At 55.1% G+C, this 23,433-nt stretch carries 22 protein-coding genes; 15 read left to right on the top strand and 7 right to left on the bottom strand.

Annotated elements, in window-relative coordinates; all coding sequences use genetic code 11:
* Positions 1-23: 23 nt before the first annotated feature.
* A complete protein-coding gene (gene rraB, locus FCL49_RS14465; RefSeq protein WP_135314920.1) occupies positions 24-452 on the bottom strand; it encodes a ribonuclease E inhibitor RraB in 429 nt (142 codons plus the stop codon).
* A 163-nt stretch (positions 453-615) separates the two neighbouring features.
* Here rraB and argF (FCL49_RS14460) point away from each other — a divergent pair, with 163 nt between their 5' ends.
* The 7 genes from argF (FCL49_RS14460) (at position 616) to FCL49_RS14430 (ending at position 9,298) form a co-directional block, all read left to right on the top strand.
* A complete protein-coding gene (gene argF, locus FCL49_RS14460; protein ID WP_174354109.1) occupies positions 616-1,635 on the top strand; it encodes an ornithine carbamoyltransferase in 1,020 nt (339 codons plus the stop codon).
* 619 nt (positions 1,636-2,254) lie between these two features.
* A complete protein-coding gene (gene arcA / locus FCL49_RS14455) occupies positions 2,255-3,475 on the top strand; it encodes an arginine deiminase (RefSeq protein WP_174354108.1) in 1,221 nt (406 codons plus the stop codon).
* Positions 3,476-3,493: 18 nt separating this feature from the next.
* Positions 3,494-4,411 carry a carbamate kinase gene (arcC, locus tag FCL49_RS14450; protein ID WP_174354349.1) on the top strand — a complete coding sequence of 306 codons (918 nt, stop codon included), beginning with the start codon at positions 3,494-3,496 and terminating at the stop codon, positions 4,409-4,411.
* Positions 4,412-4,429: 18 nt separating this feature from the next.
* Positions 4,430-5,434: an ornithine carbamoyltransferase gene (gene argF / locus FCL49_RS14445; protein WP_174354107.1), complete on the top strand. Its 1,005-nt coding sequence runs from the start codon at positions 4,430-4,432 to the stop codon at positions 5,432-5,434.
* Between the two features lie 86 nt (positions 5,435-5,520).
* Positions 5,521-6,951 carry a basic amino acid/polyamine antiporter gene (locus FCL49_RS14440; RefSeq protein ID WP_174354106.1) on the top strand — a complete coding sequence of 477 codons (1,431 nt, stop codon included), beginning with the start codon at positions 5,521-5,523 and terminating at the stop codon, positions 6,949-6,951.
* 64 nt (positions 6,952-7,015) lie between these two features.
* Positions 7,016-7,507, top strand: a complete 492-nt coding sequence (locus FCL49_RS14435; RefSeq protein ID WP_174354105.1) for an arginine repressor — start codon at positions 7,016-7,018, stop codon at positions 7,505-7,507.
* A 222-nt stretch (positions 7,508-7,729) separates the two neighbouring features.
* Positions 7,730-9,298 carry an ABC transporter substrate-binding protein gene (locus tag FCL49_RS14430; RefSeq protein WP_174354104.1) on the top strand — a complete coding sequence of 523 codons (1,569 nt, stop codon included), beginning with the start codon at positions 7,730-7,732 and terminating at the stop codon, positions 9,296-9,298.
* A 104-nt stretch (positions 9,299-9,402) separates the two neighbouring features.
* On the opposite strand, the gene FCL49_RS14425 is transcribed toward FCL49_RS14430, so the two are convergent.
* The 4 genes from FCL49_RS14425 to FCL49_RS14410 all read right to left on the bottom strand — a co-directional run bounded on the left by FCL49_RS14425 (position 9,403) and on the right by FCL49_RS14410 (position 12,540).
* Positions 9,403-9,663: a Rho-binding antiterminator gene (locus FCL49_RS14425; protein WP_037426404.1), complete on the bottom strand. Its 261-nt coding sequence runs from the start codon at positions 9,661-9,663 to the stop codon at positions 9,403-9,405.
* Positions 9,664-9,782: 119 nt separating this feature from the next.
* Positions 9,783-10,181, bottom strand: coding sequence for a RidA family protein (locus FCL49_RS14420; RefSeq protein ID WP_174354103.1), 399 nt, complete (start codon positions 10,179-10,181; stop codon positions 9,783-9,785).
* Positions 10,182-10,198: 17 nt separating this feature from the next.
* Entirely contained in the window at positions 10,199-11,638 is a 1,440-nt protein-coding gene (locus tag FCL49_RS14415; RefSeq protein WP_174354102.1) for an N-acyl-D-amino-acid deacylase family protein, read from the bottom strand.
* 38 nt (positions 11,639-11,676) lie between these two features.
* A complete protein-coding gene (locus tag FCL49_RS14410; RefSeq protein ID WP_174354101.1) occupies positions 11,677-12,540 on the bottom strand; it encodes a MurR/RpiR family transcriptional regulator in 864 nt (287 codons plus the stop codon).
* Positions 12,541-12,732: 192 nt separating this feature from the next.
* On the opposite strand from FCL49_RS14410, the gene FCL49_RS14405 reads away from it, so the two are divergent.
* From FCL49_RS14405 to FCL49_RS14370, 8 genes are all read left to right on the top strand, one after another.
* Complete coding sequence (locus FCL49_RS14405) at positions 12,733-13,974, top strand: amino acid deaminase (protein WP_174354100.1); 1,242 nt, start codon at positions 12,733-12,735, stop codon at positions 13,972-13,974.
* A 19-nt stretch (positions 13,975-13,993) separates the two neighbouring features.
* A complete protein-coding gene (locus tag FCL49_RS14400) occupies positions 13,994-14,791 on the top strand; it encodes an ABC transporter ATP-binding protein (RefSeq protein ID WP_174354099.1) in 798 nt (265 codons plus the stop codon).
* Positions 14,792-14,912: 121 nt separating this feature from the next.
* Positions 14,913-15,869: an ABC transporter substrate-binding protein gene (locus FCL49_RS14395; protein ID WP_174354098.1), complete on the top strand. Its 957-nt coding sequence runs from the start codon at positions 14,913-14,915 to the stop codon at positions 15,867-15,869.
* The gene (locus FCL49_RS14390) at positions 15,869-16,873 is read left to right on the top strand and encodes a FecCD family ABC transporter permease (RefSeq protein WP_174354097.1); all 1,005 of its coding nucleotides are present in this window, start codon (positions 15,869-15,871) and stop codon (positions 16,871-16,873) included. Before FCL49_RS14395 ends, FCL49_RS14390 begins: the two co-directional genes overlap by 1 nt.
* A gap of 303 nt (positions 16,874-17,176) precedes the next feature.
* Positions 17,177-18,112 carry an aspartate carbamoyltransferase gene (gene pyrB, locus FCL49_RS14385; RefSeq protein WP_012005001.1) on the top strand — a complete coding sequence of 312 codons (936 nt, stop codon included), beginning with the start codon at positions 17,177-17,179 and terminating at the stop codon, positions 18,110-18,112.
* Between the two features lie 12 nt (positions 18,113-18,124).
* Positions 18,125-18,589 carry an aspartate carbamoyltransferase regulatory subunit gene (gene pyrI / locus FCL49_RS14380; RefSeq protein WP_012005000.1) on the top strand — a complete coding sequence of 155 codons (465 nt, stop codon included), beginning with the start codon at positions 18,125-18,127 and terminating at the stop codon, positions 18,587-18,589.
* A gap of 98 nt (positions 18,590-18,687) precedes the next feature.
* On the top strand, positions 18,688-19,074 hold the full coding sequence (gene ridA, locus FCL49_RS14375) for a 2-iminobutanoate/2-iminopropanoate deaminase (protein ID WP_012004999.1): 387 nt from the start codon (positions 18,688-18,690) through the stop codon (positions 19,072-19,074).
* A 213-nt stretch (positions 19,075-19,287) separates the two neighbouring features.
* Positions 19,288-22,269: an amino acid adenylation domain-containing protein gene (locus tag FCL49_RS14370; RefSeq protein WP_174354096.1), complete on the top strand. Its 2,982-nt coding sequence runs from the start codon at positions 19,288-19,290 to the stop codon at positions 22,267-22,269.
* A gap of 76 nt (positions 22,270-22,345) precedes the next feature.
* Here the strand turns inward: FCL49_RS14370 and FCL49_RS14365 are convergent, their stop codons facing one another.
* Entirely contained in the window at positions 22,346-22,612 is a 267-nt protein-coding gene (locus tag FCL49_RS14365; protein ID WP_174354095.1) for a hypothetical protein, read from the bottom strand.
* Between the two features lie 8 nt (positions 22,613-22,620).
* Entirely contained in the window at positions 22,621-23,259 is a 639-nt protein-coding gene (locus FCL49_RS14360; RefSeq protein WP_174354094.1) for a hypothetical protein, read from the bottom strand.
* Between the last annotated feature and the right edge of the window lie 174 nt (positions 23,260-23,433).

Raw genomic sequence — 23,433 nt, 5'->3', positions numbered from 1 at the left:
CACAGGAATTAAGCAGAAGTTAATTAGTGGCGTTTACCGTCGTCGTCTTCGTCGATGAAGTCACCTTCTTCTTCATCATCGTCACCTTCTTCGCCGTTCGGATCTTCGAAGTAGGTACCCCAACCGTCGTAGTTAACGCCGCAACGTGCCGCCAGCGCCACCAGTTGCTCGACCTGAGCGTCGATCACTTCGGCGTTCAGACCCACTTCGCTGATCACGTCACAACACATCACCAGGCTACCGTCTTCCACTTCCAGCTCTTCGGCGTCAGTCACTTCAAAGCCCAACTTGAAGGCTTCGACAGCGGCTTTCTCCAGCACTTCAAACTTTTCGGCAGAGAGATGGTGTTCGATGGTGTAGAGCGCCTCTGGATCGCTGCCGTCTTCCAGCAGTTCTTCGATGATCAGGCGGGTCTCTTCACGTTGTTCGTCTAGCTGTTCGCTGTTTGCCATGCCTATATCCTCAAGTCAAATGGCCTGTATTGCGCCTATTTTCACACACCGTCGGCATTGCTTCCACGATAAACGTGAAAGATTTCCACCGCGGGGTTGAATTTGAATATTCATACATATAAAGTGAATTTAAATTCAATTAAAGCGATAAGGATATACGACCATGAGTAGCATAAACCCGTTCTACAAACGTCACTTCCTGAGGTTAATGGATTTCACCCCGGCACAGCTGCATGCGCTGCTGAAACTGTCGGCCGATTTGAAGCTGGCCAAGAAGCAAGGCAAGGAAGTACGCCACCTGCAGGGCAAAAACATCGCGCTCATCTTCGAAAAAGACTCGACCCGTACCCGATGCTCTTTCGAAGTTGCCGCTTTCGATCAGGGTGCTCAGGTCACCTATCTCGGCCCAAGCGGCAGCCAGATTGGCCACAAGGAATCGATGAAAGACACCGCCCGGGTGCTGGGCCGGATGTATGACGGTATTCAGTACCGCGGTTACGGCCAGCATCTGGTGGAAACCCTGGCCCAGCATGCCGGCGTACCGGTGTGGAACGGGCTGACCAACGAGTTCCACCCGACCCAATTGCTGGCAGACCTGCTCACGGTGCAGGAACAGCTACCGGGCAAGCCGCTGAGCGAGGTGAAGTTCGCCTACCTCGGCGATACCCGCAACAATATGGGCAACACTCTGCTGGAAGCCGCCGCACTGGCGGGGATGGATCTGCGTCTGGTGGCGCCGAAGGCCTGCTGGCCGCAGCCGGAGCTGGTGGCAGAGTGCCAGGCATTAGCCAAACAGACCGGGGCCAAAATCACCCTGACCGAAGACATTGCCGAAGGGGTGAAGGACGCGGACTTCCTGTATACCGACGTCTGGGTGTCGATGGGTGAACCGAAAGAAACCTGGCACGAGCGTATTGGGCTGCTGAAACCCTATCAGGTCAATATGGCGATGGTGAAACTGACCGGCAACCCGAACGTTAAATTCCTGCACTGCCTGCCGGCGTTTCACGACGACCAAACCACCCTCGGCAAGCAGATGGCAGAGCAATACGGGCTGCATGGCGGCATGGAAGTCACCGATGAAGTGTTCGAGTCCGCGCACAGCGTGGTGTTCGATCAGGCGGAAAATCGCCTGCACACCATCAAGGCGGTGATGGTCGCCACCCTGAGCGAAACGCTTTAACCCCACCAACCCGGCATGACGGGCGGGTTCTTGACCCGCCCCGTCCCCTTCCCGATTAATTATTCCGCCCTCTTCCACCGTTCAGTGGATTTTTATGCAACTAGCGCGCATAACCCCATCCAGACCGGGACAGACCCCGGTACTACTCATCTGTTTATTCAGCATAAAAAAAAGATAAACCGACTCTATCACAAAAATAAAAATCGCCACTCTACTGCCAACAGGAATAAAAATTCAAAAAACCATCGATTCAAAAGAATATAAATTGCCATTTAGTGAATAAGTACGCTAACAGCCGACACAAATAAAACAAAAACAACAAGTTAAGATAAAACTTAGTTAGCTGAAATCCGCATAACTCCCTTTATTACTGGATAATTAACGCGAGGCGCGAGTATTAATGCATTCTGAATAATAGATTTAAAAACAAAACAATGACGCCAGTCAATTCATAGCCTGTTTCATTTCCCCTCTATTTATCATGTGATCCACATCACAAAACACGGCCAAGCAAAGTTTATTATTCTCCGCAACGCAACGGTACCCATCCTTATGAAAGGAAATAAGCTCTTTATTTCTTTTCGTTCGATGTTACTCAAATCTGAAAATAGGGAATGAAATGAATAAGAACTATGTAGGGTCTGAAATAGGCCAACTGCGCAGCGTTATGCTTCACCGTCCTAATTTAAGTTTGAAAAGATTAACGCCCTCTAATTGTCATGAACTCTTATTTGATGACGTGTTATCCGTCGAACGGGCAGGCGCCGACCACGATATATTCTCCAAAACGTTAAGAGATCAGAATGTCGAAGTATTACTGCTTACCGACCTACTGAAAGAAACCATGAGCATTCCCGCCGCCAAGCAATGGCTGCTGTCGACACAGGTCTCTGACTTCCGGCTTGGGCCGTCACTGGCGGCAGATATCCGTGGCTGGTTGGGCGACTTGTCCGACCTGCAACTTTCCCGCCATATGACCGGTGGCCTGACCTATGCCGAGATCCCGGCCAGCTTCAGTAATATGGTGGTCGATACCCATCAGGGCACTGACTTTATTATGAAGCCACTGCCAAACCATTTATTTACTCGCGATACCTCATGCTGGATATATAACGGCGTGTCGATTAACCCAATGGCAAAACCGGCACGGCAGCGTGAGACCAATAATCTTCGCGCCATTTATAAATGGCATCCTTATTTTTCCAAAGGCAACTTCACGACTTATTTTGGCGACGAAGAGCGTAATTACGATCACGCCACGCTGGAAGGCGGCGACGTCCTGGTGATTGGCCGCGGCGCGGTATTAATCGGGATGTCAGAACGCACTACGCCACAGGGGGTGGAATTCCTGGCGCAGGCCCTCTTCCAGTCCCATCAGGCGGAACGGGTCATCGCACTGGAATTACCCAAGCACCGTTCCTGTATGCACCTCGATACCGTCATGACTCACATCAACCTGGATACCTTCTCGGTCTATCCGGAAGTGGTGCGCAAAGAGTCACAGTGCTGGACGCTGACCCCTGACGGCAAAGGCGGCCTGCATCGCCAGCAGGAAAAACACTTCCTGACCGCGATTGAACGCGCCCTGGGGATTACTCAGGTACAGCTTATCACTACCGGTGGCGACAGCTTCGAAGCCGAGCGTGAGCAATGGAACGACGCCAATAACGTCCTCACTGTCCGCCCTGGCGTGGTTATCGGTTACGAGCGCAACACCTGGACCAACGAAAAATACGACAAGGCCGGCATCACCGTACTGCCAATCCCCGGCGATGAACTGGGCCGTGGCCGCGGCGGCGCGCGCTGCATGAGCTGCCCGCTGGAACGCGACGCTATCTAACCCCAACGGAATAAAAACATCATGACTAAACCTACTGTGGTGATTGCCCTGGGTGGGAACGCCCTGCTGCGCCGTGGAGAACCGCTTGAGGCGGATATCCAGCGCCGCAACGTGTTGCTCGCCAGCCGCCAAATCGCGGCGCTGACCCAGGACTGGAACGTGGTTCTGGTGCACGGCAACGGCCCGCAAGTCGGATTGCTGGCGCTGCAAAACAGTGCCTACCCGCAGGTCGCGCCTTATCCGCTGGACGTATTGGGAGCAGAAAGCCAGGGCATGATCGGTTATCTGCTGATTCAGGAGTTGAAAAACTGCCTGCCGGAGCAACAGGTCAGTGCGCTGCTCACCCAGGTGGAAGTTGACCCTGACGACGGCGCCTTCAGCAACCCCAGCAAATATATCGGGCCGGTCTACGACCAGGAAACTGCGCTGGCGCTAAGCCTGGATAAAGGTTGGGCCATCAAACCGGACGGCAAGTATTTCCGCCGCGTGGTGCCTTCACCCAAGCCGCTCAACATCATTGAAACCGCCGCGATTAACGCACTGATTGCCCAGGGCCATCTGGTTGTCTGTGCCGGTGGCGGCGGCATTCCGGTGCTGCGGCAGGAAGGCAAATTGCACGGGATTGAGGCGGTGATCGACAAAGATCTGTCCGCCGCGTTCCTGGCAGAACAAATCAACGCCGACGCTCTGCTGATCCTGACCGATGCCGACGCCGTGTATCTCGACTGGGGCACCCAACAGCAGCGTGCTCTGAGCAAGGTGACGCCAGACGATTTGGCCAACATCACCTTCGACGCCGGATCCATGGGGCCGAAAGTCTCAGCTGCCAGCCACTTTGTGCGCTCTCGCCACGGCATTGCCGGCATTGGCGCACTGCAAGATGCCACCCGCATTCTGACCGGTGAGCAAGGCACATTAATTTCTCCAACGCATTGAATAGAGAGGGGCAACCTTATGAGCATCAACTTACGTCATCGCCATTTTCTGAAACTGCTGGATTTCACCAGCGAGGAAATCCAGCACCTGATCGACCTGGCCTTCGCGCTGAAAAAAGCCAAATCCGGAAAAGCAGAGAAACAACGCCTGTGCGGTAAAAACATCGCGCTGATTTTCGAGAAAACCTCTACCCGCACCCGCTGCTCGTTTGAAGTGGCCGCCTTCGACCAGGGTGCCCGGGTCACTTATCTCGGCCCCACCGGCTCCCAGATCGGCATTAAGGAATCGATGAAAGATACCGCCAGGGTGCTGGGCCGGATGTATGACGGCATTGAATACCGCGGCTTCGGCCAGGCGATTGTCGAAGAACTGGCGGAATTTGCCGGGGTGCCGGTATGGAACGGTCTGACCGACGAATTCCACCCGACGCAAATTCTGGCGGATTTGATGACCATGCTGGAGCATCTGCCGGGCAAAAAACTCAATCAAATCTCCTTCGCCTACCTTGGGGATGCGCGCAATAACATGGGTAATTCGTTGATGGTCGGCGCAGCAAAAATGGGCATGGATATCCGCCTGGTCGCACCAAAGGCCTTTTGGCCTGACGAAGCACTGGTCGCACAGTGTACCGATATCGCCCGCAATACCGGCGCGCGTATCACCCTGACCGACAAGGTTGAGCAAGGCGTGAAAGGGGTCGACTTCCTCTATACCGACGTTTGGGTCTCGATGGGGGAACCCAAGGAAGCCTGGGCCGAGCGCGTCAAGCTGATGCAGCCCTATCAGATCAATGCCGCGGTGCTGAAAGCCACCGGCAACCCACAGGTCAAGTTTATGCACTGCCTGCCCGCCTTCCATAACGAGCAAACCAAAGTGGGTAAAGAGATTGAGCTTGCCTACGGTCTGAAAGGGCTGGAAGTCACCGAAGAGGTGTTCGAGTCCTCCCACTCCATCGTGTTCGATGAAGCGGAAAACCGCATGCACACCATCAAGGCCGTCATGGTCGCCACCCTCGGCGATTGATCGGCACGCGGCGGTGCCAGTCACTGCCGCGTTCTCCTCTCTGCATCATTATTTTCTTGCTGCCCTGCGTAGCTGGAGGAACCCTTATGTCTGAAAAAAAACTGGGACTGATGGCGCTTATTGCGCTGGTGATAGGTTCCATGGTGGGTGGCGGCGTGTTCAGCCTGCCGCAAAACTTCGCCTCTGTGGCCTCACCCGGTGCGCTGTTGATCGGCTGGCTGATTACCGCCGTCGGGATGATTTGCCTGGCACTGATTTATCAGAATCTCAGCGCCCGTTGTCCAAAGTTGGAAGGGGGTATTTACAGCTATGCCCGCGCCGGGTTCGGTGACTTTATCGGTTTCCAGTCTGCCTGGGGTTACTGGTTCGCCGCCTGGCTGGGCAACGTCTCTTACTCGGTACTGCTGTTCAGCGCCCTCAGCTTTTTCTTCCCGGTGTTCGGCCTGGGCAATAACTGGCAGTCGATCCTCGGGGCCTCCATTGTGCTGTGGCTGGTACATGCGCTGGTGTTACGCGGCGTGCAAGAGACCGCGATGATCAATACCGTGCTGACGGTAGTCAAGGTACTGGTGTTGCTGGTATTTATCGCCGCAGTGGTGATCGCCTTCCGCATCGGCATTTTCACTGCAGACTTCTGGGGCCGCATGATGCTGGTCAATGGCACCCATCCCGCGCTGTTTGAACAGGTAAAAGGCACCATGCTGATTACCACCTGGGTGTTTGTCGGCATCGAGGGCGCCACCGTAGTCTCCTCACGGGCAGCCAAACGCGCCGATATCGGCAAGGCCACCGTGATTGGGTTGCTGGGTTGCCTGGTGATTTATATTTTGGTCAGCGTGCTGTCGATGGGCGTGCTGGATCAAGCCACGTTGAACGGATTAAAGAATCCGTCGACCGCTGGGGTGCTGGAATCCGTGATCGGTATTTGGGGCGCACGCCTGGTCGCCGCCGGGGTCACTTTGTCAGTAGCCGGCGCGCTGCTGGCCTGGACGCTGTTCGCCTCGGAGCTGCCGTTTGTCGCGGCCAAAGACGGCATGTTCCCAAAAGTATTCACCAAAACCAATGCCAATGGCTCACCGGCAACCTCGTTGTGGATCACCAATGGTTTGATCCAACTGTTCCTGCTGCTGACATTTTTCTGTAGTGCCGGTTATCAGGCCCTGTTCTCTATCGCCACCGCCGCCATCCTGCCCCCTTACCTGTTCAGCGCCGCCTATGGTCTGAAACTGGCGATCACCGGAGAAAACTACCGGGCTGGGGAGTCACGCACCCGCGATCTGGCCCTCGGATTGATCGGTACCCTCTACGGTTTTTGGCTGTGTTATGCGGCCGGCAGCCAGATGCTGCTGAGTTCGCTGCTGTTCGTTCCCGGTTTGCTGGTGTTCCTGTGGCACCAGAAAACCCAGCGAGCAGAACGGCTGTTGCAAGGCTATGAAGCACTAATTGCCACCTTTTTGGTCATTATCGCCGGCATTACCGTTTATATGATTGCGACCGGTCATATCACCCTCGGTTAGCCATACTTTATTACATTGATTTATATAGAGTTATCGCTCATTTTCAAACCAAGGCAGTATTAAAATGACGAATAAGATAGAAACCTCATGGGGAAAGGAACAACGCAAGCTGGCACTGTGCCGCAAACTGGTGGTCAGCCAACGTTATTCATCACAGGAGGAGATCCGTCATCAAATGATGCGCAGCGGCTATCAGGGCATTAGCCAGTCGACCGTATCTCGCCTGTTGAAAATGCTGGGGGTAATGAAGGTGCAGAATGCCAAGGGGAAAAAAGTCTATTCCCTCAATGCGCTGCACCACCCGGCACCCGATATCAACGAGCCGCTGTCAGCGATGCTGATCGACGTCGAGCATAACGACAAGTTTGTGCTGATCCACATGAATTCCGGCTACGCGAAAGCCATGGCGAGAATTATCGATCTTTGCGCCTGGCCCGCCGTATTGGGCGTGATCGCCAGCAGCAATGTGGTGTGGATAGCGCCACGCGATACGCGCGATGTCGCACAGTTGCATCAGCGCCTGCTGAACCTGCTTGAAAGCAATGCCGGTCTTTGATGACCAACCAGCCCTGTCTTGAACAGGGCTTTATTTACCCTTGAAAATGGCGCTCCGCGCTCTGGCCTCTTAGAGTTTTTTTGTCTATCAAATAGCCGATTAACCTTTGTCAGCCACTGACAAAGGTTCTACCGTGCATGCTGACGGCGAAACGCCGCGAAAACTAACGATAACAATGACTTCTCGGCACCGGAGCCCGCGGTGCATTCAGGGGAAAAAACAATGAAAGCCAAAGTCCTGCCGCTGTTAATGCTTGCCGCGCTGTCCACCGCCACATTGGCCGCCACTCCACCCAACACGCTGGTGGTGGTGCAATCGCTGGATGACATCGTCAGCCTCGATCCGGCGGAAGCCAACGAACTGTCCAGCATCCAGACCGTGCCGAGCCTGTATCAACGGCTGGTACAGGCGGATCGCGACGATCCGGCAAAAGTGGTGCCGGTGCTGGCAGAAAGCTGGCAGGGCGACGCCGCTGCCAAAACCCTGACCATTAAACTGCGCCCACAGGCCACATTCGCCTCGGGTAACCCGTTAACCGCCGATGATGTGATCTTTTCCTACAGCCGCGCGGTGAAGATGAACAAGTCACCGGCGTTTATTCTCAACGTCCTCGGCTGGCAGCCGGAAAACATCGACGCACAGCTGAAGAAAATCGACGACCATAGCCTGCAACTGAGCTGGACGGCAGACGTCAGCCCGGCAGTGGCGCTGAATATTCTTTCCACCCCGATTGCCTCAATCGTTGACGGCAAAATGGTGCAGGCCAACGTCAAAGACGGTGACTACGGCAACGCCTGGCTGAAAATGCACTCTGCCGGCAGCGGGCCGTTCAAAATGCGCGTCTACCAACCGCATCAGGCAATAGTGCTGGATGCCAACCCGACGTCGCCGGGCAGCAAAGCGCTGCTGAAAAGCATCATCATTAAAAGCGTGCCGGACTCCGCCACCCGCCGCCTGCTGATCCAGCAGGGCGACGCCGACGTGGCACGCGAACTTGGCCCGGACCAGACCGTGGCGCTGAAAAATCAGCCAGGCGTGAAGGTGCTGGAGATCCCTTCCGCCGAGCAAAACTATCTGGTGTTCAACACCGGCAACACCGCCAACCCGCTGCTGAAAAACCCGGCCTTCTGGCAGGCGGCGCGTTATCTGATCGACTATCAGGGCATCACCAAAGATCTGTTGAAAAACCAGTATTTTGTTCACCAGAGCTTCCTGCCGGTCGGCTTGCCGGGTGCGCTGAAAGACAACCCGTTCAGCTTCGATCCGGCCAAGGCCAAAGCCATCCTGGCCAAGGCCGGGATCACCAACGCCACGCTGACGCTGGACGTAGAGAACAAACCGCCGTTTATCACCATCGCCCAGGCGATGCAGGCCAGCTTTGCCGAGGGCGGTGTGAAGCTGGAACTGCTGCCGGCCGCCGGTAGCCAGGTCTATTCACGGGTGCGTGCCCGCCAGCATCAGGCCGCTATCCGTTTGTGGATCCCCGACTACTTCGACGCTCACTCCAACGCCAGCGCCTTCGCCTATAACGACGGCAAGGCCAGCACGGTGGCGGGCCTCAACGGCTGGCAGATCCCGCAGTTGAGCCAACAAACGTTGGCGGCGGTGGCCGAAGCCGATCCAGTCAAGCGCACCGCGCTGTATACCGCTATGCAGCAGGAGCTGCAGCGCAGTTCGCCGTATGTGTTTATCGATCAGGCCAAAACCGAAGTGGTGCTGCGCGATAACGTCAAAGGTTACCAGCAGGGCCTGAATGCCGACATGGTCTACTACGATCGCGTCAGCAAATAAGGCGCTGCGCAGGAATCATCTTTAAGCGGTGGGATATGACGAGGCGGCCAGCGCCGCCTCTTCTATAACGGGTCAATTTTCTTGACCAGGGTAATATCAACGCTTTATTTAAAAACAATGCGATGAGCCGGCTTATTTTTATCCAGATGAGTTATGGCATGAATATAATCAAGACGGATACTCACTCTTTCCCCATCATCATCCAGAATAAGAAACTCGCCATCGCCAGGCCGGGTCAGAGTGGTGATGGATTTAGCGGTTATTACCTTCCCATCGTCTAACTCAATTTTTAATACCCAGGAATATAAGCAGGCGATTTCCAAATGGTCATGGAGATCGCAATCAATCGGTTGATAGGTATTCAAAATACAACCTCTTTTAGCCTATTAGGTCGATGAAGGTAAGCCAGGCCGCTGCGTGGCCTGGCTTTTTTTGCAGTGCGACAAGCACTAAAACCATCAACTCATGATCGTTTCGTCACCCATTAGCGGGCAATGCGTGCAGCGTTATAGCAGGTAATATCCACTTCAACCTTGCAATCCACCACCAAATCGGCAACCGCGCAAATACGCGCCGGGGGATGAGCGGCAAAAAACTCTCGGAACACTTTATTGAATGACTGGAAGTAACGGGCATCGGTCAGAATGACCTTAACGTGCACCACGTCCTCCAGGCCATATCCTGCTTCCTGCATAATATCCAGACAGTTTTGGATCGCCAGACGCGACTGGTCGATAATACCGCCCTCCACCACTTCACCGTCTTTCATTGGCGTCTGGCCGGAGATATACAGCCAACCACCGGCTTCTACCGCTCTGGAAAAGGGCAGGTGTTGCCCACCCGTGCCGGTGCCGCCATCAATACCGTATCTTTTGATCGTCATGCCTTGCTCCTGTCGATTTATTTGCCCTGGCGGCACAAAAACCGCCCGGCGCGCAGGCCGGTCACGGCCTGATGTTGATAACTCAGTACGCCGTTCACCCACACCGCGTCAATCCCGGCGGCCGGTTGTTGAGGCTGGCTGAACGTCGCGCTGTCTTTCACTTTCAACGCATCGAACAACACCAGATCGGCGTAGTAACCCGTTTTGATCAGCCCACGCTGCGGCAGTTGATAGCGTGCCGCAGACATACCACTCATTTTATGTACCGCCACGGTCAGGGGGAACAGTCCTTCGTCACGGCTGTAATGCCCCAGCACGCGCGGGAAGGCTCCCCACAGGCGCGGATGCGGCATCGGATCGTTCGGCAGGCCATCCGACCCCACCATGGTCAGCGGATAACTCAACACCCGGCGTACATCCTGCTCGTCCATGTTGTAGTAAATCGCTCCCGCCGGCATCAGCCGCTTGCCGGCCTCATGCAGGCTCAGCGACCAGCTTCCGGCGATGTCACGCAAAGACTGCCCCGCCATCTCCGGATGCGTTTCTGACCAGGTGATGACGATGTCGAACTCATCGGTGATCTGTTTTAAATCCAGCGTCGAGGAACTGGCGGAATAGGGATAACAGTCGCAGGACACATCCTGCGTCTGGCGCACCTTGTCGAACAGCTTTAAGGTTTCCTGCGTGCGGCCCCAGTTTTTGGCCCCGGCGCATTTATGATGTGAAATCACTACCGGCACCCGGCCGTGGCGACCAATGCGGAAGGCCTCATCCATCGCCTCGAGGATAGGTTCAAACTCCGAGCGCAAATGGGTGGTGTAAATCCCCTGCTCACCCGCCAGCTCTTCCGCCAGTGCCATCACCTCTTCGGTGGGCGCCGAAAACGCCGAGGCATAGGCCAGACCAGTGCTCAACCCCAATGCGCCCTGTTGCAATGCCACGCGCAACTGCTCGCGCATGGCAACGATTTCCTCGCTATTGGCCGGGCGGAACAGGTCATCCATCTGGTTGCTGCGCAAGGTGGTATGCCCGATCAGCGTCGCCACGTTCACCGCAGGCGTCACGGTTTCCACCTGCTGACGGTAGGCGGCAATCGTCGGGTAAACGAAATGCTCTTTTTCGCCCAGCAGGTTCATCGGGTCCGGTACCTGGGTTCTGATCGTCGCACCGGCCGCGCTGATACCGCAGTTGCCGACAATCACCGTGGTCACGCCCTGTGAAATCTTCGGCAGCATTTCAGGCATGCGGATCACGTTGGTATCATCATGGGTATGCACGTCGATAAATCCTGGCGACAATACCCGTTCGCGCCCCTCAATCACCACCTCGGCGTCGGCCTCGATGACAGGCGCAATCGCCGCGATGCGGTCGTCTTTGACCGCAACATCCGCCCGATACTGTGGGCCGCCACTGCCGTCGATCACCGTGACATTTTTAAACAGATACTGATACCGCATGAATCATCATCCTTCCGTTAGGGTCTGTGGGATCCGGCTCAGTCACCCAGCGGCTGCCGATCGGCCCCTCCGCGATGGCTGTCCAGCGCCAGCTTGATGCGGCGTAGCCGGTCTCTGGACTGGCGTTTATTCGCCATGGCCAGCGCCGTCGCCAGCACGTCCACCATCGCCAGCATGGCGTAGCGCGAGCTGCTGGGTTTGTAGATGTAATCATTTTCCTGCACCACCAACGCCAGCAGCACGTCAGCCTGCGCCGCCAGTGGCGTTCCGGCAGGGGCAATCGCCACCACTTTGGCCCCGTACTGGCGGGCAATGGCGGCACTTTCCACCACTTCCTGCGTGTAGCCGCCCAGCGACAACGCCACGATCACATCCTGCCTGCTCACCGCTGCCGCCATCATGCGCACCAGCAAGCCATCACTTTGTGCCGTCACCGGCAACCCCAGCCGAAACAGCCGATGCTGGATCTCTGCCGCGCAGAGGGTCGAACCGCCGCCCATCCCTATCGCCACAATTTGTCGTGCACCACTGAGTAACTCCACCGCCTTGGCCAGCGCGGCGTCATCGAGGGTCCGCCGATTAATATTCAGGACATTGATAATGCTTTCATAAATCCCCTGAATTCCTTCAAGGTCCGGCTCTTCATGAATGAAGCGTTGCCCCACCGCCAGCGACTGCGCCAGCTTGACCTTAAGATCGCGCACGTCGCGGCAGCCCAGCGCTTTAGCGAAACGCGTGATCGAAGCCTGGCTAACGTTAGCCTGCCGGGCCAATTCGGCAATCGGCAGGGCAGTCACCGCCTCTGCATCATCCAGAATGAATTGTGCGATGCGTTTTTCGGCGCTGCTCAGCTCGATAAAACGCTCCGTAATGCGCGAAATAATGTCGATTTCAACACCCATCGCCTGACCTCATAGTGGTTAAATTTTGTCATTTACAATGCAAGAAAACAGTGGAAGACTACACAAAAAACAGTTCCAAAAATGATACTTTGTACCCAACTAACAATAATTAATATTTAAAAATCATTTAAATCAATAATTTTAGTCAAGATACTCATTTCAAAAAAGATAGAACACCAAAAGGATAATGTTATGAAATACCAAACAGATTTCACCGTTACCCACAAAGCCGCCGTGATGCACAGCGCCCCGAACGGCCCGGCCAATCTGCTCAATGAAGATGTTTGCCTGCCCGCCGCCGCCATCAAGCGCAGCAGCCTGGAAAACAATATTGCCTGGATGCAAAACTATGCCGATGCGCGCGGCGTCTCTTTAGCCCCACACGGTAAAACCACCATGACGCCGTGGATCTTCCAGCGTCAGGTAGCGCAAGGCGCCTGGGCGATTGGCGTCGGCTCCGCCTGGCAGGCCAAAGTGGCCATGGAAGCCGGCGTGCCCCGGGTACTGATGGCAAACCAACTGGTCGGCAAGGCCAATATGCAGCTGATCGCCGAGCTCAAGGCGCAGCACCCCGCTAGCGATTTCTTTTGCTGTATCGACAGCCTGAGCAATGCGCAGACCCTCGCGGCCTTTTTCAGCCAGCGCGGGCAAACGCTGGATGTGTTGGTGGAATTGGGCGTCCCCGGCGGGCGCTGCGGTTGCCGCAGCGTGGCGCAGGCGGAACAGCTGGCACAGGAGATAGCCGCACTGCCGGGGTTGCGTCTGCAAGGTATCGAGCTGTATGAAGGCGTGATGCACGGCGACGACGCCCAGAGCAAAATCGAACAATTCCTGCGTGAAGCCGCCGGACTGCTGCGCAGGTTACACCAGCAAGGTTTGTTGAACGCTGAGCAGGCGATCCTGACCGGTGCCGGTTCCTCCTGGTATGACGTGGTTTGCAACGTCTGGAGTGAAGAGGCGCTGCCGGCAAACTGTCGCGTGGTGATCCGCCCCGGCTGCTACATCACCCACGATCGGGGTATTTACCAGGACGCGCAAAATGCGGTGTTGGCCCGTGACAGCTATGCCTGCGATTTGGCGGGGGAATTAACCTCGGCATTGGAACTGGTGGCGCTGGTGCAGTCAGTGCCTGAGCCGGGCCGGGTTATCGTCAACTTCGGCAAACGAGATGCCGCCTTCGACGCCGGCCTGCCGCAACCGATCGCCCATTACCGCAATGGGGTTCGCCAGCAAAGCGACCCACAGCACCTGATGACCCATGGCATCATGGATCAGCACGCCATGTTAAGCTGCCCGGCGGAGTTCCCGGTGCAGGTCGGTGATATTCTGGTGTTCGCCACTTCTCACCCGTGCCTGACCTTTGATAAATGGAAAACGCTGTTTTTGATTGACGATAATTACAACGTTATAGAAACCATTGAGACGTTTTTCTGATAACGGAAAAGGATATTTAATGAATAACCTGCCCACCGACAGTCTCTTATCGGTGCAGAACTTTTCCCTGGCCGGCCCAGGGAAAGTCCCACGGATTAATCGGGTCACCTTTACCCTGCAGCAAGATGAGTCCGTCACCCTCATCGGCCCAAACGGCAGTGGAAAATCCACGCTATTACGGCTAATTACCGGTGAGCTAAAACCGAGTGAAGGTGAAATTCTCTTTCAGGGAACGCCCTTATCCGCCATCAAAGCCCAGCAGCGCGCCCGCTCTATTGCCTTGCTTAGCCAACACGATAATGCAGATTTACGGCTTAAAGTTAATGAGTATGTGGCTCTGGGTCGCCTGCCCTGGCAGGCCGATCGCGAGCCATCCGAGCACCAGCGCATAATTGCACAAGCGATGGATGACGTAGGTATTCGCCATCTGCAACATCTCCCGTTAGCCAGGCTTTCGGGGGGCGAACGTCAACGTGCCGGGTTTGCCCGGGTACTGGCGCAGCAGCCGGTGCTGTTATTACTTGATGAGCCGACCAATCATCTCGATCCCCTGGCCCGGCACCAACTGCTGTCACTGATCCATCAAAAAAAGATAGCCAGCTTGAAAGTGCTGCATGATCTTGAGTTGGTCCAACCCTTTTCCGACCAGGTCATCATGATGCATCAAGGGAAAATCCTTTGTTACGGGCCCCCCGATGCGGTGCTGGAGTCAACACACCTGCAACAGGTGTTTGGTATGAAATCGCTGCAAGCCTGCCATCCGCTAACCGGCGCAGCCCTGCGTTTTTTCGAGGCGTTGCCGACATCATCCTGCTGAAATTTATCTAAATCGACGGTTGTTTGATCTAACTACATTTGTCATACGAATTATTCAGGTATGTTGCCCCGGTTCCCTATGAGCCGGGTTACTGACTTCGGTTTATCAACCTGGAGTCGATGTGAAAAAGTTAATCCTCGCCGCCTTACTGGCATTCGCCTCAGGAAGTGCCGGCGCCTCTGGTTTTCCTGTCACCGTGGACAACTGCGGTCAGCCACTGACCTTTGCCCAGGCCCCGCAGCGGGTGGTGATCCAGGACATCAATATGTCGCAAATGGCCTTTGCCCTGCAGCTACAGCCTGCCATGGTTGGCGTGACCGGCATCTCCGGCTGGTACAAAAATATCCCTGAGTTTACGCAACAACGGGGAACCATCCCTGAGCTGGCACCGAAATACCCAACCATCGAAAATCTTCTCGCCGTTAATCCTGACCTGTTTTTCGCTGGCTGGAACTATGGCCTGCGCGGTGACGTCACTCCGCAGGCACTGGCAAAATTTAATATCAAAACGCTGATACTGAGTGAAAGCTGCATCCACGTAGACAGTCATCGCCCACGCGCCAGTCTGGATTTGTTGTACGACGACATGATTAGACTCGGCAAAGTCTTCGGCAAACAGGAACAGGCGGAAACGCTGGTCAACGGCTGGAAGCAGCAAGTGACCGAGATCCAGCGCAAAATTGCGACGCAAAAGCCGATAAAGGTGTTTCTTTATGACTCCGGCGAAGACAAGCCCTACACCAGCGGGGCTTACGCGATGCCGACGGCAATTATTGAAGCCGCCGGGGCGAAGAATGTGATGGATAGCCTAAACACCAGTTGGGCAACCACCAACTGGGAAAGTGTCGCGGCAGCTGAGCCTGAATTTATCATTCTGGTGGATTACCAGGCGGAGACAACCAGCGATACCGACCAAAGACAGCTTTTCCTTGAGCAGCACCCATTGATGAAACACACGCGGGCAGTGCTCCATCATCGTTATTTGAAATTGAAATATCAGGAGCTGACGCCGGGGCCGGTCAATATCGATGCCATCCACAAACTGGCTCACGCCCTTTACCCCGTAGCCTTTACCTAATGTCGGAAAAAATGCGTTTCAGGCTGGCATGGGTAGTCGCCCCCCTGCTACTGGCAGGGTTGATGTTCGCCAATGTCGCACAAGGCAGCGTGTCACTTTCCTTCTCTCAGGTGGTAACCGCACTGGGTATCACCCCTGGCGAAGTGCCGCCGATGATTAAAAGCATTGTGCTGGACTTGCGGCTGCCCCGCACGCTGCTGGGATTACTGGCCGGTGCCGGGCTGGCGCTGGTCGGGGCGTTATTACAAACCACCACCCGCAATGACTTGGCCGATCCTTTTCTGTTCGGCCTTTCCTCCGGTGCCTCTGCCGGCGTGGTCATGGTGATTACCCGCCTCGGTAATAGCCTCGGGGCCTGGGCATTACCGGTGTCTTCCTTTGTCGGTGGGATACTCTCCGCCGCGGTGGTGATGATTATTTTTATGACTCAATCACAGAAAGGCACCGAGAAACTGATTATCTGTGGCCTGGCAGTCTCATTTTTATTCGGGGCCTTCACCAACTATCTGGTGTTTTCCGGCGATCAACGCACCGCCAGCAGCGTGCTGTTCTGGACGCTGGGCGGACTGGGGCTGGCGCGTTGGGATAATTTGATTTTTGCCTTGCTGGCGCTACTGATACTGGTGGTATTGATTGCCTTGCGCTGGCGCTCGCTGGATGGCCTGCTGGCGGGCGAACAGACAGCAGGCACCCTGGGCATCAACACCAGCCGCTTACGCACCGAAGTCTTCCTGTGCTGTTCGCTGGCGACCGCGTTACTGGTGGCATTAACCGGGGTGATTGGGTTTGTCGGTTTAATGGTTCCCCACCTGGCTCGCCCCTTTACCGGCGTACGTCACCGGCGTCTGCTGCCGCTGGTTGGCGTCTTGGGCGCCATACTGCTTTCTGCCGGCGATCTGCTCAGCCGGGTCATTACTGCGCCACAGGAACTGCCTATCGGCATTATTACTGCCGGTCTTGGCGGTATTTTCGTGCTGGCTATTTTGCTACGACGAACCCAGTGATCGTCAATTGATAGGGCCTGTCTCTAACGGCCACCAGCCAATCGATTGCGAAAGGGCAAAAATCGGCGCTTTAGCGCTTGCAGTGATCAAAAGCGCGAGTATAATGCGCGACAATTTGCCAGGAGAAAGCATGAAAAACGACGTTTGTTTTGTTAGCCACAACCGACAAAACCGACTGCCAAGCGGCAGCCAACTGCCGTTGTTTCTCCTGTTGCTAAACCGATCGTTTCAAGCCCCTCGTTGAGGGGCTTTTTTTTGCCTGAAAAGTCCCGCGCCACGGGCACGAGTCGAGGAGAGTGAAAAATGGCCAACCCGCTGTATCACAAACATATCATCTCTATTAACGATCTCAGCCGCGAGGATCTGGAGCTGGTGCTGCGCACCGCCGCCAGCCTGAAAGCCAATCCACAACCCGAGCTGCTAAAGCACAAGGTGATCGCCAGCTGCTTCTTTGAAGCCTCCACCCGTACCCGCCTGTCGTTTGAAACCTCGATGCACCGTCTGGGCGCTTCGGTAGTGGGCTTCGCCGACGGCAGCAATACCTCGCTCGGCAAGAAAGGCGAAACCCTGGCCGACACCATTTCGGTGATTGGGACCTACGTCGATGCCATCGTAATGCGTCACCCACAGGAAGGCGCGGCGCGGCTGGCGACCGAGTTCTCCGGTGGCATTCCGGTGCTCAACGCCGGTGACGGTGCCAACCAGCACCCGACCCAGACGCTGCTCGACCTGTTCACCATTCAGGAAACCCAGGGCCGCCTGAACAACATCAATATCGCCATGGTCGGCGACCTGAAATACGGCCGCACCGTACACTCGCTGGCGCAGGCGCTAGCCAAGTTTGAAGGCAACCGCTTCTTCTTCATCGCCCCGGACGCACTGGCGATGCCGGCCTACATTCTGCAAATGCTGGAAGAGAAAGGCATTCAATACAGCCTGCACAGCAGCATTGAAGAAGTGGTGCCGGAGCTGGATATTCTCTACATGACCCGGGTGCAGAAAGAGCGTCTGGATCCTTCCGAATACGCCAACGTGAAAGCGCAGTTCGTGCTGCGCGCGGCGGATCTGGCCGGGGCACGTGACAACCTCAAGGTGCTGCACCCGCTGCCGCGCATTGATGAGATCACCACCGACGTGGATAAAACGCCGTACGCCTACTACTTCCAGCAGGCGGGCAACGGCATTTTCGCCCGTCAGGCGCTGTTGGCGCTGGTATTAAACGCAGATTTGGCTCTTTAAGGGGGAACCGTCATGACTCACGATAACAAACTGCAGGTTGAAGCGATCAAGTGCGGTACGGTGATTGACCATATTCCGGCGCAGATAGGTTTTAAGCTGCTGACGCTGTTCAAGCTGACCGCCACCGACCAGCGCATTACCATCGGCCTGAACCTGCCTTCAGGCGAGCTGGGCCGCAAAGACCTGATCAAAATCGAGAACACCTTCCTGACCGAACAGCAGGCCAACCAGCTGGCGATGTACGCACCCAAAGCCACGGTTAACCGCATCGACAATTACGAAGTGGTGCGCAAACTGACCCTCAGCCTGCCGGACCATATCGACGGCGTGCTGACCTGCCCGAACAGCAACTGCATCAGCCGCAGTGAGCCGGTGTCCTCCAGCTTTAGCGTGAAATCCCGCGACGGCGACGTACATCTGAAGTGCCGCTACTGCGAGAAAGAGTTCGAACATCAGGTGGTGTTGCAGGCAGACTGAATCTGCTGTTTTCGCCGGGAGACGGCGCTGTTATTCTCCCGGCGACGCCCTATAATGGGGTTTCTGGATAGAACAACCCTCGATTAGCAGGAGAAAAAATGTCACGTAACATTAGCACTGAACTCGCCCCGGCAGCCATTGGTCCTTACGTGCAGGGCGTTGATCTGGGCAGCATGATCATCACTTCCGGTCAGATCCCGGTCGATCCTAAAACCGGCGCCGTTGCCGACGACGTGGCCGCTCAGGCACGCCAGTCGCTGGAAAACGTTAAAGCGATCGTTGAAGCTGCCGGCCTGAAAGTCGCCGACATCGTGAAAACCACGGTCTTCGTCAAAGACCTGAACGATTTCGCCACCGTTAACGCCGCTTACGAAAGCTTCTTCACCGAGCACAACGCGCCGTTCCCGGCCCGTTCTTGCGTCGAAGTGGCCCGTCTGCCAAAAGACGTGAAAATCGAAATCGAAGCCATCGCCGTTCGTCGTTAATTCCACGACCACGCACGCGCCCAACGGTCAGCCATCGGCTGGCCGTTTTTATTTTAGGAAAATTATTATTCCAGTTATTTTATAAAGATAACTCTATTCTCAACATATTTTCATTCCCACAATTAAAATGCGTCTATAATTGTTTTTCACCCGGCCGGGACAAGACTCTTTGCAGTTTGTTAATCAGACTAATAATCTCAGGAGAATAACCCCATGGCTCAAAGCGTATTGGATTATTTTATCCAACAGGTGACCTATTCCCCCGAAGCGCTGGCGATCGTCAGTAACAATAAGCGCCTCACTTATCGGCAGTTGGATGACGCCAGTAACCAACTGTGCGGATACCTGCAACAGCAAGGCGTCCGCCGCGGTGACTGCGTGCCGCTCATAGCATTACGTACCGTAGAATTCCCGATTGGTATACTGGCCATCCTGAAAGCCGGAGCCAGTTATATTCCCATTGATGCCCGATATCCTGAAAAAAGAATTCAGGATATCCTCAGACAAAGTGCAGCTAACACAATAATATTAAGCAACTTATCAATCGATCTCGAAATTAGGTCCCCTGACGTAAAAGTCTTTGCGATTGATAATATTACCTCGAGTGAACCGTTACCCTTTGAATTAATAAAACCGCAGGGTAATGCGACTGCCTATATTATTTTCACCTCCGGCACCACCGGCAATCCCAAAGGGGTCATGATTGCCCATCATTCACTGCTGAATATTGTCCTCTGGCATAACCAAAAGTTCGCCATGAACCGCACAAGCCGTTCAACGCTGATAGCCGGTATTGGTTTTGACGTGGCGCAGTGGGAAATTTGGGCGGCGTTGACCAGCGGCGCTACCTTGTATTTGCCGGAGGAAGAGACCCGCCTGCAGCCTTCGGCCCTGCTCGACTTCTTCGCGCACCACCACATCACCCATGCCTTTGTGCCCACGGTGTTGGTACCTGAAATTGTCAGTGCGCCACAGCCGGAAAACCTGGCGTTGCGTTACCTGTTTACCGCAGGGGAAAAGCTCAACCCGGTCAATCTCGGCGGGGTGAGCTACCCGTTGGTGGATTACTACGGCCCGACGGAAGCTACCATCTTCGCCACCTGGAATTTGGTCAGCTGCGCCACACAACACGCTCCTGCCACTATCGGTCGGCCGGTGGCGGATACCGAGATATTCATTCTCGATGATAATCTGCAACCCGTCAGCGGGCAGCAACCCGGCGAGCTTTACATCGGCGGCAGTTGCCTGGCACGCGGCTATCTGAATGATTCGCAGCTTACTGCTGAAAAATTTATTACCCCCGCGAATTTTGCCGGTAAACGGCTCTATCGCAGCGGCGATCGGGCGCGCTGGCTGCCGGATCATCAGATCCAGTTCCTCGGCCGTATCGATGACCAGATCAAGATCCGTGGTAACCGCGTGGAACTGGGCGAAATAGAAAGCGTCATGGCACAGGTGACAGGCGTGAAGGCCGCCGTTGCGGCCGTTACCCAGCCGCAGGATCCGGCCAACAAACAGATTGTGGCCTTTCTGGTGGCCGACCAGAACAACGCTGGGTTAATCGAACGCGTGAAGCAACATCTGAAAACCACATTGCCATCTTACTTCCTGCCCGCCGATTACCGGCTGCTGGAGCGTCTGCCGATCAACGCCAACGGCAAAACCGATAAGGCTGCGCTGCTGGCCCTTTCCCGCACGGATCAACCTCCGGCAGCAGAAACGCTGACCGGCAGCCGACAGACCATTGCCGCGATTTGGTGCCGGCTGTTGGGGAGGGAGAATATCCGTGCCGAAGACAACTTTTTCGACATCGGCGGCCATTCCCTGCTGGCGGCAAAGCTGGCGACGGCCATCGACCAGCAGATTGGCGTGAAAGTTTATGTCCGCGATATTTATGAATACCCGACGATAAATCGTCTGGCACAGGCGCTGGATGAACGCAGCGGCCATGCATTGCCGACGGTGGACAGCGAACCGGTGCGTGCTCTGCAGGACGACGTTTGGTTGCCCGCAGACATCACCATCAATCCGCAATACGATGCACGGCAGATAAGCTCACCCAGGGCCATTTTGCTCACCGGAGCCACCGGGTTTATCGGCGCGCATCTGCTGGCAGAGTTGCTGACCACTACCGGTGCCGAATTGTATTGCCTGGTGCGGGAGCGCAGCCGGATATCCCCGCAACGGAGACTCGACGAGATCCTGACTCGCTATCAGATTGCTTTATCCGCCGAGCAACGCGGCCGGATCCATCTGGTTACCGGCGACGTAGCCGAGCCTGATTTCGCCCTGTCACCTGAGCACTACCGTGAACTCAGCCAGCGGGTCGATATCATTTATCATTCGGCCAGTGCGGTGAACTTTATCCAGCCCTACTCTTATATGAAGCGCGACAACGTGCAGGGCCTGCGCGAAATCATTCGCTTTGCCGCGCACCAACGCACCAAACCATTGATGTTGATGTCGACGATTTCGGTCTATAGCTGGGGGCATCTGCACACCGGCAAACGGGTGATGCTGGAAAGTGACGACATCGATCAGAACCTGCCGGCGGTGATCACCGATATCGGCTACGTCCGCAGCAAATGGGTAATGGAAAAAATTGCCGATCTGGCAGCATCGCAAGGCTTGCCGCTGATGAGCTTCCGTCTGGGGTACGCCACCTGCCATAGCCGAACCGGCGTCAGCGCCAGCTATCAATGGTGGGGGAGACTGGTGAAAACCTGTATTGCCAGTGGCACACGGCCGGCGCTGCAGGATTTGCGCGAGGGCCTGACAACGGTGGACTATATGACCCAGGCCATTGCACATGTCAGCCGTAATCCGCAGGCGCTGGGGAAGAAATTCAACCTGATCCACCAGCACCAGAATAACCTGACGCTGCAGGACTTCTTCGGCCTGTTGGAGCGTGAGTTTGGCTACCACTTCCACCCGCTGCCGTTCGAGCAATGGCGGGCGCAGTGGGAACACAACGGCGATGCACCGCTCTACCCGTTGCTCAGCCTGTTCAGGGACAATATGGTGAATGGACAATCGACGGTGCAGCTCTACCAAAATACCTACCAGTGGGATTGCAGCAACCTGCAGCATTTCCTGCAGCACAGCGGGATCGAAGAACCGCGCTTTACCCGGCAGGTGCTACTGAATTATCTGCAGCAGTCTATCGGCGCTCCACAACCGTCGTTGCAGGTTTGAATGCCAAGGCGTCAGGGTAGCCGGAAGGGTTCTTATTGAACTGAATAATCTACTGGCCGCAACTGCAGCCAGTAGATTACTTATCGATTCGGTTTCGACGAACAGCGCCAGCAGCTTCTATTATCGGGGAAGATTGAGCCTTAATTTTTTTCGCGGCTTGTTTCAAAACGGCTATTACCTCTTCCCGTGAAGCGGTAATGGGCATCCCACGCGGGGTCAGGCTGTTAATCTCATCAGAAGTATAGGTTTTTACCACTGCCAGTCTGTCTCCTTCTGCCTGGCCCACCCCCAGCTCATAGGAAGTGGTTTCCGCTACATTCCGATCTGTGATTTTAATGACCATATCCCCTCCTATAATCCTGACAGCAGGTCGTTATTGTCGCTCAAATATTGTGCAGCATCAACCAAAGCTGATGACTCTGTAGGTGTTGAGTCTTCGATAAACCATTGGAACAATGCCTGCGCATCACGATAGAGAATACCTTTATCACCAGAAGTGATATCAACGAAGTGATGCTCATTGATGTAATAATCCGCGACCCTTTCATTGATCGGTGATATTAGCCGCAGGCCGGAACATTGAGTCTCGACCATGAACAGCACGGCAGCATAGAGAGCAAAACGAAAGGTATTACCATCAAGACACGACTTTTGGATGTGGAAATTTTGCAGCATTTCAACATTCAGCACCGCCGACATATTGCCTGTTGCAGGGCAAAACTGACATATACAGGCACCGGCTGGCCTTTGGTCCGCACCCAGGATTTTAAAACTAAAGTTGAAAGCATCGGGGTAATCCAGCACCGCACCGCTCAACGCCCAGGGGATGCGCTGACTTTCAGGTTGCCGGCGCGTCTGTACAATGCACCATTCCAAATCCTCTGCGGTCAACATTTGCACCCGAATGTTATGTTCGCCGACAGCAAAGATTTCATTGGTTATTGCTAATACCCTTCGTCCCAGTTCCTGAACATTAAAATCATGCGGCATTATCATTCCCTTGAATACTTTTATAAATTAATGCGTTAGAAGTAAGCTCTCGATTTTATAACGCACTTTACATTCAGTCTTCGAGGAAGCCGCTGCAATGTTTAAAGACTGAGATACGCCCCGCAGTTTTGCCCCGTTTTAAGGCAGTGTCCGGTTGGGTTGCACCCAAAGTGG

Source organism: Serratia proteamaculans (assembly GCF_013337185.1).
In the GTDB taxonomy this organism is placed as follows: Bacteria; Pseudomonadota; Gammaproteobacteria; order Enterobacterales; family Enterobacteriaceae; genus Serratia; species Serratia proteamaculans_D.
The sequence above is the reverse complement of the archived record's forward strand: the minus strand, read 5'-3'. Positions and strand labels throughout refer to the sequence as shown.

What these genes read in the sequence shown, in the direction of transcription:
- FCL49_RS14390 (WP_174354097.1), top strand. Translation starts at nt 15,869, where the DNA reads ATGTCGGAAAAAATGCGTTTCAGGCTGGCATGGGTAGTCGCCCCCCTG.
- FCL49_RS14435 (WP_174354105.1), top strand. Translation starts at nt 7,016, where the DNA reads ATGACGAATAAGATAGAAACCTCATGGGGAAAGGAACAACGCAAGCTG.
- pyrI (WP_012005000.1), top strand. Translation starts at nt 18,125, where the DNA reads ATGACTCACGATAACAAACTGCAGGTTGAAGCGATCAAGTGCGGTACG.
- FCL49_RS14365 (WP_174354095.1), bottom strand. Translation starts at nt 22,612, where the DNA reads ATGGTCATTAAAATCACAGATCGGAATGTAGCGGAAACCACTTCCTAT.
- FCL49_RS14420 (WP_174354103.1), bottom strand. Translation starts at nt 10,181, where the DNA reads ATGACGATCAAAAGATACGGTATTGATGGCGGCACCGGCACGGGTGGG.
- ridA (WP_012004999.1), top strand. Translation starts at nt 18,688, where the DNA reads ATGTCACGTAACATTAGCACTGAACTCGCCCCGGCAGCCATTGGTCCT.
- rraB (WP_135314920.1), bottom strand. Translation starts at nt 452, where the DNA reads ATGGCAAACAGCGAACAGCTAGACGAACAACGTGAAGAGACCCGCCTG.
- FCL49_RS14410 (WP_174354101.1), bottom strand. Translation starts at nt 12,540, where the DNA reads ATGGGTGTTGAAATCGACATTATTTCGCGCATTACGGAGCGTTTTATC.
- pyrB (WP_012005001.1), top strand. Translation starts at nt 17,177, where the DNA reads ATGGCCAACCCGCTGTATCACAAACATATCATCTCTATTAACGATCTC.
- FCL49_RS14405 (WP_174354100.1), top strand. Translation starts at nt 12,733, where the DNA reads ATGAAATACCAAACAGATTTCACCGTTACCCACAAAGCCGCCGTGATG.
- FCL49_RS14415 (WP_174354102.1), bottom strand. Translation starts at nt 11,638, where the DNA reads ATGCGGTATCAGTATCTGTTTAAAAATGTCACGGTGATCGACGGCAGT.
- FCL49_RS14430 (WP_174354104.1), top strand. Translation starts at nt 7,730, where the DNA reads ATGAAAGCCAAAGTCCTGCCGCTGTTAATGCTTGCCGCGCTGTCCACC.
- FCL49_RS14360 (WP_174354094.1), bottom strand. Translation starts at nt 23,259, where the DNA reads ATGCCGCATGATTTTAATGTTCAGGAACTGGGACGAAGGGTATTAGCA.
- argF (WP_174354109.1), top strand. Translation starts at nt 616, where the DNA reads ATGAGTAGCATAAACCCGTTCTACAAACGTCACTTCCTGAGGTTAATG.
- FCL49_RS14370 (WP_174354096.1), top strand. Translation starts at nt 19,288, where the DNA reads ATGGCTCAAAGCGTATTGGATTATTTTATCCAACAGGTGACCTATTCC.
- FCL49_RS14440 (WP_174354106.1), top strand. Translation starts at nt 5,521, where the DNA reads ATGTCTGAAAAAAAACTGGGACTGATGGCGCTTATTGCGCTGGTGATA.
- argF (WP_174354107.1), top strand. Translation starts at nt 4,430, where the DNA reads ATGAGCATCAACTTACGTCATCGCCATTTTCTGAAACTGCTGGATTTC.
- FCL49_RS14400 (WP_174354099.1), top strand. Translation starts at nt 13,994, where the DNA reads ATGAATAACCTGCCCACCGACAGTCTCTTATCGGTGCAGAACTTTTCC.
- arcA (WP_174354108.1), top strand. Translation starts at nt 2,255, where the DNA reads ATGAATAAGAACTATGTAGGGTCTGAAATAGGCCAACTGCGCAGCGTT.